General features: G+C 39.0%; 20 protein-coding genes. 18 read left to right on the top strand and 2 right to left on the bottom strand.

Annotation, left to right across the window (positions count from 1 at the left end):
• The first annotated feature begins 5 nt into the window (after nt 1-5).
• The 5 genes from OFO10_RS02660 to OFO10_RS02640 all read left to right on the top strand — a co-directional run bounded on the left by OFO10_RS02660 (nt 6) and on the right by OFO10_RS02640 (nt 5,408).
• Complete coding sequence (locus tag OFO10_RS02660; protein WP_270865988.1) at nt 6-191, top strand: hypothetical protein; 186 nt, start codon at nt 6-8, stop codon at nt 189-191.
• Nucleotides 192-299: 108 nt separating this feature from the next.
• Nucleotides 300-1,718 (top strand): Asp-tRNA(Asn)/Glu-tRNA(Gln) amidotransferase subunit GatB, encoded by a 1,419-nt coding sequence (gene gatB / locus OFO10_RS02655; protein ID WP_270865987.1) that lies wholly within the window; start codon nt 300-302, stop codon nt 1,716-1,718.
• Nucleotides 1,719-1,904: 186 nt separating this feature from the next.
• Nucleotides 1,905-3,338 carry an MBOAT family O-acyltransferase gene (locus tag OFO10_RS02650; RefSeq protein ID WP_270865986.1) on the top strand — a complete coding sequence of 478 codons (1,434 nt, stop codon included), beginning with the start codon at nt 1,905-1,907 and terminating at the stop codon, nt 3,336-3,338.
• Between the two features lie 8 nt (nt 3,339-3,346).
• Complete coding sequence (locus OFO10_RS02645; protein WP_270865985.1) at nt 3,347-4,474, top strand: hypothetical protein; 1,128 nt, start codon at nt 3,347-3,349, stop codon at nt 4,472-4,474.
• Between the two features lie 43 nt (nt 4,475-4,517).
• A complete protein-coding gene (locus tag OFO10_RS02640) occupies nt 4,518-5,408 on the top strand; it encodes an NAD(P)H-dependent glycerol-3-phosphate dehydrogenase (RefSeq protein WP_270865984.1) in 891 nt (296 codons plus the stop codon).
• Nucleotides 5,409-5,582: 174 nt separating this feature from the next.
• On the opposite strand, the gene OFO10_RS02635 is transcribed toward OFO10_RS02640, so the two are convergent.
• Both OFO10_RS02635 and OFO10_RS02630 read right to left on the bottom strand, forming a co-directional pair.
• Nucleotides 5,583-6,638: a DUF3137 domain-containing protein gene (locus OFO10_RS02635; protein ID WP_270865983.1), complete on the bottom strand. Its 1,056-nt coding sequence runs from the start codon at nt 6,636-6,638 to the stop codon at nt 5,583-5,585.
• Nucleotides 6,639-6,653: 15 nt separating this feature from the next.
• Nucleotides 6,654-7,439: a histidinol-phosphatase gene (locus tag OFO10_RS02630; RefSeq protein WP_270865982.1), complete on the bottom strand. Its 786-nt coding sequence runs from the start codon at nt 7,437-7,439 to the stop codon at nt 6,654-6,656.
• Nucleotides 7,440-7,511: 72 nt separating this feature from the next.
• Here OFO10_RS02630 and OFO10_RS02625 point away from each other — a divergent pair, with 72 nt between their 5' ends.
• The 13 genes from OFO10_RS02625 (at nt 7,512) to rplS (ending at nt 17,008) form a co-directional block, all read left to right on the top strand.
• Nucleotides 7,512-8,774, top strand: a complete 1,263-nt coding sequence (locus OFO10_RS02625; RefSeq protein WP_270865981.1) for a peptidase U32 family protein — start codon at nt 7,512-7,514, stop codon at nt 8,772-8,774.
• Nucleotides 8,771-9,265 carry a 5-(carboxyamino)imidazole ribonucleotide mutase gene (purE, locus tag OFO10_RS02620; protein ID WP_270865980.1) on the top strand — a complete coding sequence of 165 codons (495 nt, stop codon included), beginning with the start codon at nt 8,771-8,773 and terminating at the stop codon, nt 9,263-9,265. The genes OFO10_RS02625 and purE overlap by 4 nt, the downstream gene beginning before the upstream one ends.
• A gap of 9 nt (nt 9,266-9,274) precedes the next feature.
• The gene (gene glyQ, locus OFO10_RS02615; RefSeq protein WP_270865979.1) at nt 9,275-10,144 is read left to right on the top strand and encodes a glycine--tRNA ligase subunit alpha; all 870 of its coding nucleotides are present in this window, start codon (nt 9,275-9,277) and stop codon (nt 10,142-10,144) included.
• 2 nt (nt 10,145-10,146) lie between these two features.
• Complete coding sequence (locus tag OFO10_RS02610) at nt 10,147-10,869, top strand: Nif3-like dinuclear metal center hexameric protein (RefSeq protein WP_270866220.1); 723 nt, start codon at nt 10,147-10,149, stop codon at nt 10,867-10,869.
• Nucleotides 10,870-10,879: 10 nt separating this feature from the next.
• A complete protein-coding gene (locus OFO10_RS02605) occupies nt 10,880-11,587 on the top strand; it encodes a zinc ribbon domain-containing protein (RefSeq protein WP_270865978.1) in 708 nt (235 codons plus the stop codon).
• Nucleotides 11,584-12,747 carry a lipid IV(A) 3-deoxy-D-manno-octulosonic acid transferase gene (gene waaA, locus OFO10_RS02600; protein ID WP_270865977.1) on the top strand — a complete coding sequence of 388 codons (1,164 nt, stop codon included), beginning with the start codon at nt 11,584-11,586 and terminating at the stop codon, nt 12,745-12,747. Before OFO10_RS02605 ends, waaA begins: the two co-directional genes overlap by 4 nt.
• Nucleotides 12,728-13,483, top strand: a complete 756-nt coding sequence (locus OFO10_RS02595) for an RluA family pseudouridine synthase (protein WP_270865976.1) — start codon at nt 12,728-12,730, stop codon at nt 13,481-13,483. The genes waaA and OFO10_RS02595 overlap by 20 nt, the downstream gene beginning before the upstream one ends.
• Before the next feature lie 61 nt (nt 13,484-13,544).
• Entirely contained in the window at nt 13,545-14,876 is a 1,332-nt protein-coding gene (gene ffh / locus OFO10_RS02590; RefSeq protein WP_270865975.1) for a signal recognition particle protein, read from the top strand.
• An 80-nt stretch (nt 14,877-14,956) separates the two neighbouring features.
• Nucleotides 14,957-15,187 (top strand): 30S ribosomal protein S16, encoded by a 231-nt coding sequence (rpsP, locus tag OFO10_RS02585; RefSeq protein WP_270858252.1) that lies wholly within the window; start codon nt 14,957-14,959, stop codon nt 15,185-15,187.
• A gap of 2 nt (nt 15,188-15,189) precedes the next feature.
• Complete coding sequence (locus tag OFO10_RS02580) at nt 15,190-15,432, top strand: KH domain-containing protein (RefSeq protein WP_270858253.1); 243 nt, start codon at nt 15,190-15,192, stop codon at nt 15,430-15,432.
• Nucleotides 15,425-15,955, top strand: a complete 531-nt coding sequence (rimM, locus tag OFO10_RS02575) for a ribosome maturation factor RimM (RefSeq protein ID WP_270858254.1) — start codon at nt 15,425-15,427, stop codon at nt 15,953-15,955. Before OFO10_RS02580 ends, rimM begins: the two co-directional genes overlap by 8 nt.
• Nucleotides 15,952-16,641, top strand: coding sequence for a tRNA (guanosine(37)-N1)-methyltransferase TrmD (gene trmD, locus OFO10_RS02570; RefSeq protein WP_270865974.1), 690 nt, complete (start codon nt 15,952-15,954; stop codon nt 16,639-16,641). Before rimM ends, trmD begins: the two co-directional genes overlap by 4 nt.
• 10 nt (nt 16,642-16,651) lie before the next feature.
• Entirely contained in the window at nt 16,652-17,008 is a 357-nt protein-coding gene (rplS, locus tag OFO10_RS02565; RefSeq protein WP_270858256.1) for a 50S ribosomal protein L19, read from the top strand.
• Nucleotides 17,009-17,081: the final 73 nt, after the last annotated feature.

The raw sequence follows: 17,081 nt of genomic DNA, 5'->3' as shown, positions 1-17,081 counted from the left end.
ACTTTTTGGTAGGCGCATCGTTCGGACTGATTTTCGTCGGTGCGTTTATCTTTTTTTCATATCCTGCATTTTATTTTTTGGGTCTTAAATTTCTGCTAATCTGCACAGCTCCTGGGGTCGTGTGTGTCATCATCACCTGCCTTTTAGTCGATTTGCTCGATCTAAAAGAGCAATTAAAAAACAAAAAGTAAAATTTAGCCTCAAATTTTGCCAAATTTTGGGCTGAAATTTCAAAATTTAACCGATTTCAAATTTAATTAGTAGTAAAATCACAGAATTTTGTTTTAAAGGTAAAATTTATGTTTGAAACCATAATCGGACTTGAAGTTCATTGTCAATTAAATACAAAAACCAAGATTTTTTGCTCATGCGCCACTAGCTTCGGAGATAAGGCAAACACCCATGTTTGCCCTACTTGCCTAGCCTTGCCGGGCGCACTTCCTGTGCTAAATAAAGCAGCTGTTATCAAAGCCATAAGCTTTGGCACCGCGGTCAATGCGACCATAAATCGCAAGTCGATTTTCGATAGAAAAAACTATTTCTACCCTGATTTGCCAAAAGCGTATCAAATTTCACAATTTACAATCCCTATCGTCGAAAACGGCGAGCTTTTTATCAATATAGACGGAACGGAAAAGCGCATAGGTATCACGCGAGCGCACCTAGAAGAGGACGCGGGTAAAAACAGCCACGAAAACGGCAGAAGCCTAGTCGATCTAAACCGCACAGGCACACCGCTACTTGAAATCGTAAGCGAGCCAGATATGCGAAGTAGCGATGAGGCTGTGGCTTACCTGAAAAAACTGCACTCGATTTTGCGCTTTTTAAATATCAGCGACGCAAATATGCAAGAGGGCTCTTTCCGCTGCGATGTAAATGTCAGCATTCGTCCAAAGGGCGATGACAAGCTCTACACTCGCGTTGAAATCAAAAATTTAAATTCATTTAAATTTATCCAAAAAGCCATAGAATATGAAGTCCAGCGCCAAATTTCAGCTTGGGAAGATGGCAAATACGACGAGCTAGTTTATCAAGAAACTAGACTTTTTGATACGAATAAATTTGTAACCAAATCAATGAGAAGTAAAGAAGATAGCGCAGAATATCGCTATTTCCCTGATCCTGATTTGCTAACTGTGATAGTCGATGATGAGATGATGAAAGATGGGCAAAATATCCCTGAACTGCCCGATGAGAAAAAAGTTCGCTATGTCGAAAAGCTTGGTATCAAACCAAAGGACGCGGAAGTCATCATCTCAACCTATGAAAATGCGAAGTATTTCGAGGATTTGATTAACGCAGGGCGCGAGCCAAAACTATGCGTAACATGGCTAAATGTCGAACTAAACGGCCGCCTTAAAAACGGCGTAACTATCGAAAATAGCCCAGTTGATAGCGCGAAAATGAACGAGCTTTTAACCCGCATTGAAGACGGCACAATCAGCCAAAAAGCGGCAAAAGATGTGCTGGATTTCTTAATGGAAAATGATGAAAGCGTCGATAGTGTTATCGAAAAACTTGGCTTAAAACAAGTTAGCGATGACGGCGCGATAATCGCTATAATAGACGCAGTTTTAAACGCAAACGCGGACAAAGTCGCTGAGTATAAAAGTGGAAAAGATAAGCTATTTGGCTTTTTTGTAGGGCAGGTTATGAAGGAAGGCAAGGGAGCGTTTAATCCAGCAAAAGTAAATGAGCTTTTGAAGGCGAAACTCTAAAATCCCCCATATCGGACGGATTAAGGCACAAATTTAGATAATTTTTACGCTCATTACCAACCCAGGTAACTTCTCTTGAAATTATCTAAATTTGTGCCTTACTACGCCAACTCTGTCTTGAATATTTACAAATAAATTATCAGGCGTAATATAGTTAAAATTTATAAATTTAAAAAAGGAACAAATTTGCTCTTTAACAGCCCGGTTTTTATCTTTGCATTTTTGCCGATAACATTTTTTGTATATTTTTGGCTTAATCACAAAAGATTAAGCGAAGCGGCAAAAGCATTTTTGGTTGTGGCTAGTCTATTTTTTTACGGCTGGTGGAACCCTGCGTATTTGCCACTCATTTTAGTTTCTATGGTTTTTAATTTCACGATTGGTTCGTATTTATCAAAGAATTTCGGCAACGCAAATTTAAAAAAGCAAATCTCACCAAAAACACTTCTTATCATTGGAATTTGTGGAAATGTTGCACTTTTGGGCTATTTTAAATACGCAGATTTTTTCATATTAAATACAAATTTTATCTTTGGCACCGAATTTGAGTTTTTAAAACTTACTTTGCCGTTAGCGATTTCGTTTTTTACATTTCAACAAATCGCCTACCTAGTCGATAGCTACAAAGGCGAAACGAAAGAGTATGATTTTTTATCTTATGCTCTTTTTGTCTCGTTTTTCCCGCAACTCATAGCAGGTCCGATTGTCCATCATAAGGAAATGATGCCGCAGTTTGCCAAAATTCGCAATAAAGTCAAAAACTACAACAATATTTTGCTAGGGCTTTTTATCTTTTCAATGGGGCTTTTTAAAAAGGTCGTCATCGCCGATACTTTCGCCGTTTATGCCACACAGGGCTTTGATAAAATGGAAGTTTTAGAGTTTATCACGGCGTGGCAGACTTCGTTATCTTATACTTTTCAGCTATATTTTGATTTTAGCGGATACTGCGATATGGCGATAGGTGCTGCTCTTTTATTTAACATACGACTTCCTATAAATTTCAACTCGCCTTATAAAGCTACCGACATACAGGACTTTTGGCGAAGGTGGCATATCACGCTTGGTAGGTTTTTGCGTGATTATATCTATATTCCGCTTGGTGGAAATAGAGGTGGGCTTTATCAAACTTGTTTAAATTTACTAGCTACTTTTTTAATAGGCGGAATTTGGCACGGGGCTGGTTGGACATTTGTATTTTGGGGCTTTTTGCACGGCATAGCACTGGTAATCCACCGCCTTTGGTCGCTTACAAAAATCAAACTACCAAAAATTTTAGCTTGGATAATCACATTTAATTTTGTAAATTTCGCTTGGGTATTTTTTAGAGCAAATTCATTTGAAGATGCCCTAAAAGTGCTAAAAGGAATGGTCGGATTAAATGGAGTGGATTTTTCAATAATACAAATTTTTATAAACGAAACATATACTCATACAAAAACTATGCTATTTTATAATATTTTGACATTTGTTTTGATTTTAGTATTTAAAAATTCACTAGTTTTTGCACAAAATAAAAATAACTTATATTACGCACTATATTTTTCATTTTTATTTTTTATTAGCACATATTTTATGTTAATGGGTAAATATAGTGAATTTATTTATTTTAATTTTTAGGATAAATTTTGAAAAGTAAAAAATTAATTTTTGTTTTTTTTGGTTTTTTTGGACTACTTTTTGCTGTGCTTGTGACTATAATTTTTATTTCAGATCCTTTGCGAATTTTTCATAAGCCAATCATTTGCAAAAACAGTATAGAGACAAATTTAAGACTTGGAAATTATACGCTTATAAATAATTACGATTTTGATAGCATAATTTTAGGAAGTTCCATGCTAGATAACACTTCTGCAAAGGAAGCATCTCAAATTTTAGGCGAAAAATTTATAAATTTATCAATCGACGGAAGTGATTATTTTGAAAGAGAATTGATTTTAAACTATATTTTAAATATAAAAAACAAAAATATTAAAAAAATTATATTTTCATTAGATACTTGGCATTTTTTAAATCAAAATAAAGGAAACATTACATATCCTCCTCATAAATTCGATTTTTTATATGATAATAAGAAATTTAATGACTATAAGGTTTATTTTGATAAATATATGCTAACAAAAACACTAGAAAGGTTTATAAAATGCGAAAATGTGAATTTAGACAGACCAAATGCTTGGTTTGAAATAGAAGACCAATATTCTCGTTTCGGTGGTTTTGAAAATTGGATAAAAAATAAAAATAACAGTCAAATTCGGCAAGCTTTTGATATTATCAAAAACAATGTTCAAAAAATAAAAAACGGCGAAATTCAAAGCCTAGAAAATTTAGATGAGCAAATTTTGAAATCCAAAAATTATGTCGATGAATATATTTTAAAATTTGTTTCGCAAAACCCACAAACTGAGTTTTATCTCGTCTTGCCACCGTATTCTCGCATACATAATGCCATAGAATTTCATACTAAAAAGCGAGATTTTTTGGTTACAAAAGAAGTTTTGCGTTATTTGGTTGAACAAAGCAAGACGCACAAAAATCTAAAAATTTACGCTTGGGGTGATACCGACTACCCTGATAATATTGCAAACTACAAAGATTTAACGCACTATTCGCATAAATTTAACTCTTTAATGCTTGAATATTTACGCGATGGCACTGGACTTTTGACGCCACAAAATTTCGATGAGTATTACGCAAAATTCGAGCAAAAATCCCGCGAATTCGACCTTATGCCGTATTATGAAAAAATAAAATAAATTTTGCTAAAATCCTAGCTAAATTTTTCAAAAAAGAGGCAAAATGAAAATAGCAATCATCGGTGCAGGTAAATGGGGAAGTGCGCTTTGTGGCGCGCTAAGCGAAAAAAACGAGTGCGTCATCACCTCGCGCACACCGCGAAATTTGCCAAATTTCGTCAGTATCGAAGAAGCCTTGGATTGCGAAATGCTAGTATTTGTCATCGCCGCACAGCATACAGCGGAGTTTTTAGCCCATAATTTCACAAACAAAAACCAAAAAATCCTAGTCGCCTCAAAGGGCATCGAGGCCAGCAGTGGCAGGTTTTTAAACGAGATTTTCGAGCGCCACACGAGTGCGCAAAACCTCGCCTACCTCTCAGGCCCCTCATTTGCGAGCGAAGTTACGCGCAAACTACCTTGTGCCCTCGTGGTAAGCTCGACAACCCTCGCCCTCGCCGAAGCGATCGCAGAGCTTTTCCCGCCATACATGAAAACCTACGCCAGCACCGATGTCATCGGCGCAGAAATCTGTGGCGCGTATAAAAATGTCATCGCCATAGCCAGCGGGATTTGCGACGGATTGGGGCTAGGCAACAACGCCAGAGCCAGCCTCATCGCGCGTGGAATCGTCGAAATCGCACGATTTGGCAAGTTTTTTGGCGCGCAGGACGACACATTTTTGGGTCTTAGCGGGGTTGGCGATCTGTTTTTGACCGCTTCTAGCGAGCTTTCGCGCAACTACCGCGTAGGGCTAGGTCTAGCTAAAAACAAAAGCTTGGAGCAAATTTTAAGCGAGCTTGGCGAGGTCGCAGAGGGCGTATATACTGCGCGCGCAATCGAAAAAATCGCCAAAGAGCATGGGATTTACACGCCGATTTCGAGCGAAGTGAATAAAATTTTAAATGGCAAAAATGTCAAAGAGAGCCTGCAAGATTTGCTGAAAAAACACTAAAATTTAGTGAAAATTTAAAATTCTGCTTCGCAAATTTTAGGATACTGCGCCCGAAATTTCGCTTCTAAGTGTCATTGCGAGGCGCGGTAACGCCGAAGCAATCTACAAAGCCCAAAACACCAACCGCTAAAATGGCAAAATTCTCTGAAATTTCACGCAAAATTTAGCCAAAATTCACACTTTCCAAATTCTTGTATTTAAATTTAGAGTTTTTACGATAGATAAAAAGTGTGAAAGTTCTCGTTTTATGGTAAAAGCTGGATTTGCGTGCAAGACGCTTTTATCGATGTCAGGTTCAAAATTATCCTTGCCAGTATCTAAAAATATGTAAATTTTATCTCCCGCAAAACTAACGCTGATTGGGAAATTTAGCCGTCTTTTTAAATCCAAAAGTCGCTTCATAAACGCAGGACTTAAAATATACATTGCATTTTGCAAATCATTTGAATAAACGCTAAATTTAGCGTTAAATTCGCTATTATCCATTGTGATTTTTTTAAATTGTTTGGCGTTGTCATTTGTAGCGTCGTTTGAAATTACAAATAAATTTGAATTTGCCTTTTTGTTAAAACTAGCATGAAAAAATACGCCGTAAATATCATATTTTTTTACAGTATCAACAAGTGCTATATCTACAAAAGTAAATTTTATTCCATCGACTTTTCCAGAAATTTTATCATTACCACTTTCTATATAATGAACACTTTCTCTAAAAATTTTACTATGTCTTAAATACATATTTTCTATTAAACCATTTTCATTATAATCATAACCAAACTCTGCCAAATAAGGCTTCAAAGATTGAATTTTAAATTCTTTTTGATACTTTTTCTGTTTTGATTTTTTTATACTTTTCATACACATTTTATATGTTAAATTCATCGAAAAAATAGTAAAAATTATAACTACAATATAGAAAAATTTTGGATATTTTTCTGCCAAATTTGTTGCTATTGTAAAAAATATCATAGGTGTAATTCTGGCAAACAACATATATTTTATTTGTGGCGTTTTATCAAGCTCAAAAATATCTGCTACATAAAAAATCATAGGCAAACATAAAATAAAAGCAATGGGAATACTTGCACTTTTTACATCATAACCAGAATAATGAAAAATTATCAAAACCAAACTTGGGATTATAAAAGTCCCCAAAATAACAAAAGGCTTTAAATTATCAATTTCCTTTAAAGTATTTTTTCTTAAATTTTCTAGTTCGTAAATATCCAAATTTTTGCCTTAAATTTAAAATTTCACTAGCTCTTTATCTCTCCCGCGATACAGGGTCACTCTATCCCAGCCAAACGCCCTAGCCTTGCGCGTCAGCTCATCGTATCCAAAGCCCACTTGTGCCACAGCGTGCGCATCGCACCCAAAGCTAATATCCACGCCCGCGCTCGCAAACTCAGCCAAAAGCGCGTCGCTTGGGTAAATTTCGCCTACCATTTTGCGAAGTCCAGCGGCGTTTAATTCTAGCGTGATACCGCTTTTTTTCACAGCCCTCACAGCCTCGCGCGCTAGTATCCTAATATCCTTTTTAGGGGTAAATTTAAAAATTTTAATCAAATCAAAATGCCCCAAAATGTCGAATTTGCCGCTATCACACAGCGCACAAATCAGCGCGAAATACTCAGCGTAAATATCATCAATATCGCGCTCGCTCCACTGCGCGATAAATTCCTCATTATCAAAGCCCCAATTATCCAAAAAATGCACCGAACCGATTAAGTAATCGCTTCTGCGCGATAAAACTCGCTCATCAATAAGCGCGCGATTTCGCATAAAATCCACTTCATAACCGGTTAAAATTTCGATTTTATCCCCAAATTTCGACCTTGCTTCATTTATCATGCGCTCGTATTCGCTCATCTGCGAAAAGCCCATACGATACTTTTCATCGAAATTCATCGGTGCATGATCAGCAAATCCATAGATATCAAACCCCAGCTCGCACGCTCTTTGCACATACTCGCAAACGCTCCCGCTAGCGTGGTTGCAAAGGGTTGTGTGGTTGTGTAAATCGACCTTCATTTTGCTTCCTTAAAATATTTTTTTGCTAAATTGTAGTAAAATCACGCTTTAAAAAATTTTATAGGATTATTTTTGAAAAAACCAGAACTTCTAAGTCCAGCAGGAAATTTAACTAAACTAAAAATCGCCCTATCCTACGGCGCAGACGCTGTATATGCGAGCACGGGGGCGTTTTCGCTTCGCCAAAGAAGCGCAAAGGAATTTGATAAAACTAGCTTTGAAGAGGGCGTCTGTTTTACCCATAAAATGGGCAAAAAAATCTACGCCACGGTAAATGGATTTCCCACAAATGTCCAAATCGACACTCTCTCGCGCCACCTTGAATACTTGCAAGATTTGCGCGTAGATGGGATTTTGGTCGCGACCCTTGGCGTAGCGCGTTTGGCAAAAAAATTCGCCCCAGATATTCCGCTACATATCTCGACCCAAGCAAATGTCCTAAACTGGCTTGACGCGCAGGTTTGGAGCGAGCTAGGGGCTACGCGCATAGTAGCGGCGCGCGAAATGACGCTAAAAGACGCCGTGCTAATCAAAGAACATTTGCCAAATTTAGAAATCGAAATTTTCGTGCATGGCTCGATGTGCTTTGCTTACAGCGGGCGTTGCCTAATCAGCGCGGTTCAAAGCGGGCGATTTAGCAACAGAGGCAGTTGCGCGAACGATTGCCGTTTCAAATACGAAATTTACGCCAAAAATAGCGATAATAACGCCCTATTTCGCCTACAAGAGTGCGAAAACGAGGGCACTTACATAATGAACGCCAAAGATCTCAAACTAGCTAGCCACGCCGAAAAAATCCTCCAAACAGGCGCGATTGATAGCTTCAAAATCGAGGGTCGCACCAAAAGCGAATATTATGTCGCATGCGACACGAACGCTTACAGACGCGCGATTGATGACGCAGCTAGCGGTAAATTTGAGCCTGAAATTTATGAAAGCGAGCTAGCGACGCTGAAAAATCGCGGTTTTAGCGACGGATACCTTATCAAACGCCCTTATGAGCGTGATGATACGCAAAATTTAAACACAAGTATCGAGGAAGGCACGCACCAAGTCTGCGCTATTTCAAATGACGGCGAGTTTATCAGCGTCAAAGATAAAATCGCGCTAGGCGAAATTTATGAAATTTTCGCGCCACACGGAGCGCAAATTAAGCCTTGTCAAAACGAATTTGGCGAAATTTTTGAAAATGGGGGCAAAAAATTTATCAAATTTAGCCGTTTAATTGCCAGAAATAATAAAGAATTTAGCGAAATTCACAGCGGGAATTTAAACGAAATCAAACTTCCTGCAAATTTGCCAGAATTTAGCTTTTTAAGAAAGGAAATAAAGTGAAATTTGTATCGATAATAATGGGTTCGAAAAGCGATTACGAAATCGTAAATGAGTGCGCGAAAATCCTAAAAGAATTTGGCGTGGCTTATGAAATGATAATCAGCTCCGCTCACCGCTCACCAAAACGCACAGCCGAGTATGTCGCAAACGCCGAGAAAAAGGGCACGCAGGTATTTATCTGCGCTGCTGGCATGGCAGCTCATTTAGCAGGAGCTGTGGCAGCAAACACAACCAAACCTGTGCTTGGAATACCACTTGGTGGAAGCGCGCTAGGAGGCATGGACGCGCTATATGCCACAGTGCAAATGCCGGGTGGAATACCTGTGGCGACCCTTGCTATCGGCAAGGCAGGGGCGAAAAACGCAGCGTTTTTAGCCGTGCAAATCCTAGCCCTAAGCGATGAGAGCTTGGCCGCAAAACTGCTTGCAAACAGAGCGCAACAAGCAGAAGCATTACAAAAAGATTCACAAAGTATCGAAATAATTTTATAAAGGAAAGCTATGACATTTTCACAAATCATCTTAACACTTCAAAACTACTGGCACGAGCAAGGTTGCTTACTTGTCCAGCCTTATGACATGCCAAGTGGAGCTGGCACATACCACCAAGCTACATTTTTGCGCGCTATCGGAAATAAGCCGTGGAATGTAGCCTATGTAGCACCGAGCCGTCGCCCAACTGACGGGCGTTATGGCGAAAACCCAAACCGCCTTGGCGCATATTATCAGTTTCAAGTGATTTTAAAACCAAGCCCAGATAATATCCAAGAGCTGTATCTAAAAAGCTTGGAGCGTTTGGGACTAAATCTTAAAGAACACGATATTCGCTTCATCGAAGATAACTGGGAGAGCCCAACTCTTGGCGCTTGGGGGCTAGGCTGGGAGGTTTGGCTAGATGGCATGGAAGTTACGCAATTCACATATTTTCAACAAGTAGGCGGAATCCCTTGCGAGCTAATCAGTGGCGAGATCACTTATGGGCTCGAAAGACTTGCCATGTATCTACAAAACAAGGACAATGTCTATGACATAGCATGGGACGAAAATGTAACTTATGGCGATGTGCATAAAAGAAGCGAATTTGAGTTTTCTAAATACAATTTCGAAGTCGCAGACGCAAATAGGCTTTTTGCGCAGTTTGAAAACGCCTCAGCCGAGTGCAAATCTATCCTAGCGCAGGGACTGGCTCTACCAGCGTATGATTACTGCATGCTAGCAGCGCATACCTTCAATGTCCTTGATGCCAGAGGCGCAATCAGCGTAACCCAAAGACAAGACTATATCCTAAAAATCCGTGATATGGCAAAAAACTGCGCGCTTTGCTACGCAGATCCAGAAAAATACTTGCAAAATTTGGCTAAGGAAAATTGATAGTGAAACTGGGCGAAATTTATTCACTTTTAAACGAAATTGCACCCTTTGAGGACGCCGAGAGTTGGGATAATAGCGGAATTTTACTAGGCGAGATGGGAAGCGAGATAGGCGAAGTTTATCTAAGCCTAGATGTTACAAGCGAATTAGTGGAAAAAGCCTGGCCAGGCTCACTTCTCATCGTTCATCACCCGCTGATTTTCAAGGGATTAAAATCGCTAAATCCGCTAATTTATCCCTCAAATTTGATTTATCAACTAATCCAAAAAAACATCAGCGTCATTGCCATGCACACAAATTTCGACAAACATCTGCTAAATAAATATGTCGCGCGTGAAATTTTGGGCTATGAAATTTATGAAAGCAGAGAATTTTTGGAATTTATGCGTGTGGATATGAGCTTTTACGAGCTTGTAAGCGACATAAAAGCCAAATTTAACATGCCTATAATCAGGGCTGTAAATGCCAAAGCGCATATCAAAACAATCGCGCTTTGCACAGGAAGTGGAAGCGAGCTAAATGAAAATTTGGGCGTGGATTGCTTCATCACAGGTGATATCAAATATCATAGTGCGATACAAAATTTAGAAAACAAGGTCTGTTTGATAGATATCAATCACTTTGAAAGTGAGCGCTACTTTGGGGCTTGCCTTGCTCCACACTTGCCAAAAGATAAAATAAAAGTTATAATAAACGAACAAAAAAATCCATTTAAATATTACTAAAAGGAAAATCATGAACAAATATCTAACTCAGTTAGTCGAGCTGTGCGAACACGACAAAGAACTAGACAGCTTCAAGCCAAAAATCGAAGCAGCCCAAGCAAGACTAAATTCGAAAGTTAATCAAATCGACAAAGCCAAAAACGAAATCGATGTGCTAAACGGTGAAATCGAGGAGCTAAGTGAGCAAATTTCACTCACAAACGCTCAAATCGCAGAGCTAAACGCTAAATCAAAAAGCAGCGCGAAAAAATCAGCCTCACTAAAAACAGAAAAAGAGATCAAAGCCCTTAGCGTCGAGGTCGATATCACAAAAGAGCAGTTAAGTGCTGCAAACGAGCAAATCGATAGATTAGAAAAACATGTCGAAACCAAAAAAGCCCTAATCGCTGATTTAGAGGCGCAAAAAAGCGCATTTGAAACCGAGCTTGAAGAGATCAAAGCAGAGGTTAGCACCCAAATGGGCGAGGTCGAGGAGAGCAGATCAAAAATTTATTCAGTTCGCGAAAAACTAATCAAATCAATGGATCCAAAAACCGTATCCTTCTACGAAAAAATCCGCAAATGGGCTAGTAACACAGCTGTCGTTCCAGTGCGCAAACAAGCCTGCTATGGCTGTTTCATGAGATTAAACGACAGAGTTTATAGCGCAGTTATCAAAAGCGATGATATCGTAACCTGCCCGTATTGTGGCAGAATTTTATACAAAGAAGCAGAGTGATTTATACACTTTTTTCTTTTCTTATCTGGCTACTTGCACTGCCGTTTTTGGCGGTGCTAGCCATCAAAAAAAAATATCGCAAAAGCCTTCCTGCTAGGTTTTTGCTATTTAAAAATCCGAAATTCAACCCCTGCGATGTGCATTTTCACGCTTGCAGTCTTGGCGAGGTAAATGCGCTTAAAAACCTAATCTCAAATTTCGATAGCCTAGCCCTTACCACAACCACAGACACGGGCTTTGCAGCAGCGAAGCAAATCACGCAAAACTCGCGCTTTTTGCCATTTGAAAATCTGCTTCCATTTTGGTTAGAAAAGGCCAAAGTTACCGTGATTTTCGAGGCTGAGTTGTGGCTAAATTTAGTGCGAAGCGCGAAAAAAAACGGCTCTTTTATCGTGCTTTTAAACGCTAGAATTTCAGATAAAAGCTACAAAAACTATCTGCGATTTAAATTTTACTACAATAAAATTTTTGAAAATATTGATTTGGTTTTAGCCCAAAGCGAGCGCGATAAGGCCCGTCTTAGCGAGCTTGGCGCAAAAAACATAATCGTAGCTGGAAATATCAAAAGCGCAAATTCTAGCTCTCCAAGCAAAAATTTGCCAAAATTTCAAAACTGCACCACTATCACGATTGCTAGCACGCACGAGGGCGAAGAGGAGCTGATTTTAGCAGGACTTAAAAATTTCGCGCAAAATAACAAAAATTTCAAATTTATCCTTGCTCCACGCCACCCTGCCCGTTTCGAGCACTGCGCCAAAATCGCGAAAATTTGGGCAGATGAGCTAAATTTGAGTTTTGAGAAATTTAGCGAAAACAAAAATTTCAAAAGCGATTTTATACTGCTTGATACAATCGGCGAGCTGATAAATTTCTACGCCATTAGCGATATTGTAATCCTTGGTGGCAGTTTTGTGCCAAATATCGGCGGACACAATCCAATCGAACCTGCTAGCTTTGGCGCTAAAATCATCAGCGGCAGGTATTTTCACAACCAAAACGCGCTGTATAATCTAGTAAAAAATATCAAAATTTGCGAAGCTAGCGAGCTTGGTGACGCGCTAAAAAACCCGCCCCAAAAGAGCGAAATTTTGCAAATTTGCGATTTAGAACGCATTATAAAAATCATAAAGGACGAAATCAATGCAAGAAAAAGCCTATAAACTTCTAGCAATCCAAGAAAAAATTTCAAACAACGAAGCCAAGGCGCTAATAGATGCTGGGCTTGTGAGCGCGCACGGCAAAAAGCTTAGCGTAGCGCGCGAAATGATGAGCGAAAAAACCATTTTTAGCGTCGCAAAAATGGAAAAACCAAAGCTGATTTACGAGGACGAAAACATCATCGCCGTGGATAAACCTGCGTTTTTGGAGTGCGAAAATTTAGAAAAAATTTATCACGCAATTCTCTTAAATCGCCTTGATAAGGGGACAAGCGGAGTAATAATGCTGGCTAAAAACGAGGAATTTCGCCAAAAAGCGATAAACGAATTCAAAGCCATGCGCGTAAAAAAAACATATCTTGCCCTCGTAAATGGCATAGTCAGCGAAGAGATCAAAATCACCGACCCAATCCTCACAATCAAGGGCAAATCCGGCGCGATTTCGAAAATTTCGCCAAACGGCAAAGAGGCGATTACAAATGTTTTTCCGCTCATGGTAAGCGGTAAAAAATCCTTTGTCAAAATCACAATCGAAACTGGTCGAACGCACCAAATCAGGGTGCATTTAGCCAGCCTCGCTCACGGCATAATCGGCGATGAAAAATACGCCAAAAGCAAATCAAAGCGTATGTTTTTGCACTCATACCAAACCGAAATTTTAGGACTTAAATTTATCGCTCCATTAAAAGGCGAATTTAACGAATTTGGCTTTGATATACCAAAAAATATGCAATATTAACAGCTATTTAAGTTAAATTTTGGTAATATCGTAGGTTTAATAATTTTATAAGGGAACGATAGTGTTTGAGATAATCAGTGAATCATTTAAAAATGCGGTTAATAAGCTAAAAACAATCGATGATGAAAAAGCGCTCAAAAACGCGCTTGACACCCTCAAAAAGGCACTTTTGAAGGCAGATGTTCATCACAAAGTAACCAAAGATTTCATAGCATTAGTAGAAGCCGATGTCAAAATCAACGGAATCGGTCAAAAGCAATTTTTAGATTCAATCAAAAACAACCTAACCATGATTTTAACAGCGCCAAAAGGCAGCAATCAGGGCTTTGTTTTTGCTGATACGAACCCTACAATCGTGCTTATGGCAGGTTTGCAAGGTAGCGGTAAATCAACCACCACTGTAAAACTCGCAAATTTCTTAAAACTTAGAAAAAAGAAGGTGTTAATCGCAGCTTGCGACTTGCAACGCTTAGCAGCCGTCGAGCAACTAAAACAACTTTGCGAAGCAAACGAGATAGATCTTTTTGCCCTAGATAACGAAACAAACCCTATCAAAGTCGCAAAAGAGGCCCTTGTAAAAGCAAAAGCTGGATTATATGATGTGCTTTTAGTCGATACTGCTGGACGCCTCGCAATCGACGAAGCGCTAATGGAGCAAATTTCAAATATCAAAAAAGAGATTAATCCGCATGAAATTTTCTATGTCGCTGACGCGATGAGCGGTCAAGACGGCGTGAAAACAGCGGCTAAATTTAACGAAGTGCTTGAAATCAGCGGTGTGATTTTGAGCAAATTTGACGCCGATACAAAAGGCGGAATCGCCCTTGGAATCGCACATCAGTTAGGAATTCCACTTAGATTTATCGGAACGGGTGAAAAGGTCGCTGATTTAGAGGGTTTCATACCAGATCGTATCACTAGCCGTATCATGGGAGAGGGCGATTTAGCGACATTGGTCGAGAAAACAGCGGCTGTTTTCGACGAAAAAGAGGCAAAAAAATTAAACAAAAAAATCAAAAAAGGCGAATTTAATTTCAACGACTTTATTTCGCAGCTCGAAAGCGTCAAAAAGCTAGGAAATATGAAAAATTTAATCGGCATGATTCCTGGACTTTCTGGCATGGCAAACAAAATCCAAGATATTGATTTGGAAAATTCAAAAGAGATTAGACATATTAAAGCTATGATTGATTCTATGACGCCAAAAGAGCGCGAAAATCCAGATTTATTGAACAACTCTCGCAAACGCAGACTTGCCCAAGGCGCAGGTTTGTCGCAAGTCGAGGTCAATAGATTTTTGAAACAATTCACAAACGCGGCAAAACTTGCTAAAAAATTCTCGTCAAAAGGCGGTATGCAAGGGCTAGCCTCGATTGTGCAAAAACCGAGATAATTCTCGGTTTTAGAGCTTATCAATGCCCAAATTTTGGGTATTTACAAGTTCTAAAACTTTAAAAATTTCAAGGAGAAAAAATGGCAACAGTTGTTAGACTAACAAGATTAGGTAGAAAGAAAAAACCTTTTTATCGTATAGTTGTAACAGATAGCAGAAAAAGACGCGACGGCGGTTTTATCGAGACTATCGGTTATTATAACCCTCTAAAAGACGAAAACAATGTCAAAGTAGATAGCGAAAGACTAGCTTACTGGAAAAGCGTAGGCGCTAAACTAAGCGATAGAGTTGCTCAAATCACAAGCAAATAATCATGGTTGAAAACTTTATAAAAGAATACGCAAAGCTAATCGTAGATCACCCAGACTCGATTTCTACCGAGCTAAAATCTGGCGATAATTTCACAGAGATTATCATCTACGCTGATAAGGCCGATACTGGCAAACTTATCGGCAAAGACGGCAAAATGATTAACGCCATAAAAACGGTCATCATGGGCTATAAGGCCAAGGATCCGAGTAACTACAAAATCACGGTTAAAGCCAAAGATGCCTGAAAACCTGCTCGAAGTCGCTAAGCTCGGCAAAACAGTCGGCCTAAAAGGCGCATTGCGACTTCACGATAAAAGCGATTTCCCAAAACAATTTAAAAAAGGTGCCAAATTTTATTTACAAGATGGCACCGTTTTGGAAATTTCTGCATTTTTACAATCAAATTCCACTGTGAAATTCGTAGGTTTTGAGAGCATTGAACTAGCCCAAAATTTAGTAAATAAAACCCTTTATCAAACTATCGAAAACACTAGAAAAAATTGCCCGCTAAAAAAAGGCGAATTTTTCTATTTTGATATTTTGGGGCTTAGCGTTTGCGAAGATGGCGAAATTTTGGGCGAAGTAAGCGACATAATGGAGAGTGGCAGCGCGTATCTTTTCGAGGTAAAAACAGCGAGTGAGCTTGTAAATTTAGGGCTTGCTAGCACATTTTTTGTGCCATATCTAGATAATTTTGTAGTTCAAATTTCACTTGATGAGCGCAAAATTTTAACCAAAAACGCTAAGGCGATTTTAGAAAATTCATGAAATTTACCTTCGTAAGCCTTTTTCCAAATTTAATCCAGCCATATTTTGGCGACTCGATTTTAAAACGAGCCGTTGATAAGGGCATTATCGAGCTAAATTTTTTAAATCCCAGAGAATTTACTACCAACAAATACAAAAAGGTCGATGATTATATGATAGGCGGAGGCGCAGGCCTTTTAATCGGCACCGAACCCCTAGCAAGGACGCTTGATGAGTTTAAAAAAACTTCCCCAAACGCAAAAATCATCTACCTAACCCCAGTCGGTAAAAAATTTACCCAAAACGACGCGAAACGCCTAGCTGGGCAGAGTGAAATTTGCTTTATTTGTGGCAGATACGAAGGAATCGACGAGCGCATAATCGAAGAGTATGTCAGCGAGGTTTTTTGTATAGGGGATTTTGTCTTAACTGGTGGCGAGCTTGGCGCACTGTGTATGAGCGACGCTATAAGCCGAAATTTAGCCGGTGTTTTGGGAAATACTGCCTCGCTTGATGAAGAGAGCTTCGAAGATGGGCTTTTAGAGGCGCCCTCTTTCACAAAACCTGATATTTTTAAAAATTTATCTATAATTTCAGAGTTTTTAAAGGGTAATCACGCTAAAATGCACAGTTTAAAAAATCAAATGGCGCTAATGAAAACTAGGTACTTTCGGGTGGATATGTACCGAAAAATCGCCAAAAAATAAAGGACATTTTATGAAAAACAAGTATATTCAAGCATTTGAAGATGCTCAAATTGCAAACAAAGTTGTGCCTGATTTTCGTGCTGGCGATACACTAAAAGTCGCTATCAGAATCAAAGAAGGCGACAAAAGCCGTGTTCAAAATTTCGAGGGCGTATGTATCGCTAGACGCGGCGAAGGCGTAAGCGAGACATTTATCATTCGCAAAATCGGTGCTAACAGCGTTGGCGTAGAGAGAATTTTCCCAATTTACAGCGAAAGTATCGAAAATATCGAAGTATTACGCCGTGGTCGTGTCCGCAGATCAAAACTATTTTATCTACGCAACAGACAAGGCAAAGCTGCTAAAATTAAAGAACTTAGAAAATAATTTTAGCCCAAAATTCAGCGCGAATTTGCGCAAAATAGGATTTTATCTCGCTAATGAGATAAAATCTATCATT

Origin of the sequence: Campylobacter sp. VBCF_06 NA8 (assembly GCF_027737825.1) — a bacterium.
Taxonomy (GTDB): domain Bacteria; phylum Campylobacterota; class Campylobacteria; order Campylobacterales; family Campylobacteraceae; genus Campylobacter_B.
The sequence above is the reverse complement of the archived record's forward strand: the minus strand, read 5'-3'. Positions and strand labels throughout refer to the sequence as shown.

Coding starts and splice junctions, on each gene's coding strand:
- gatB (WP_270865987.1), top strand. CDS start 300: ATGTTTGAAACCATAATCGGACTTGAAGTTCATTGTCAATTAAATACA.
- OFO10_RS02640 (WP_270865984.1), top strand. CDS start 4,518: ATGAAAATAGCAATCATCGGTGCAGGTAAATGGGGAAGTGCGCTTTGT.
- OFO10_RS02630 (WP_270865982.1), bottom strand. CDS start 7,439: ATGAAGGTCGATTTACACAACCACACAACCCTTTGCAACCACGCTAGC.
- glyQ (WP_270865979.1), top strand. CDS start 9,275: ATGACATTTTCACAAATCATCTTAACACTTCAAAACTACTGGCACGAG.
- OFO10_RS02605 (WP_270865978.1), top strand. CDS start 10,880: ATGAACAAATATCTAACTCAGTTAGTCGAGCTGTGCGAACACGACAAA.
- OFO10_RS02595 (WP_270865976.1), top strand. CDS start 12,728: ATGCAAGAAAAAGCCTATAAACTTCTAGCAATCCAAGAAAAAATTTCA.
- rpsP (WP_270858252.1), top strand. CDS start 14,957: ATGGCAACAGTTGTTAGACTAACAAGATTAGGTAGAAAGAAAAAACCT.
- OFO10_RS02580 (WP_270858253.1), top strand. CDS start 15,190: ATGGTTGAAAACTTTATAAAAGAATACGCAAAGCTAATCGTAGATCAC.
- rimM (WP_270858254.1), top strand. CDS start 15,425: ATGCCTGAAAACCTGCTCGAAGTCGCTAAGCTCGGCAAAACAGTCGGC.
- trmD (WP_270865974.1), top strand. CDS start 15,952: ATGAAATTTACCTTCGTAAGCCTTTTTCCAAATTTAATCCAGCCATAT.
- rplS (WP_270858256.1), top strand. CDS start 16,652: ATGAAAAACAAGTATATTCAAGCATTTGAAGATGCTCAAATTGCAAAC.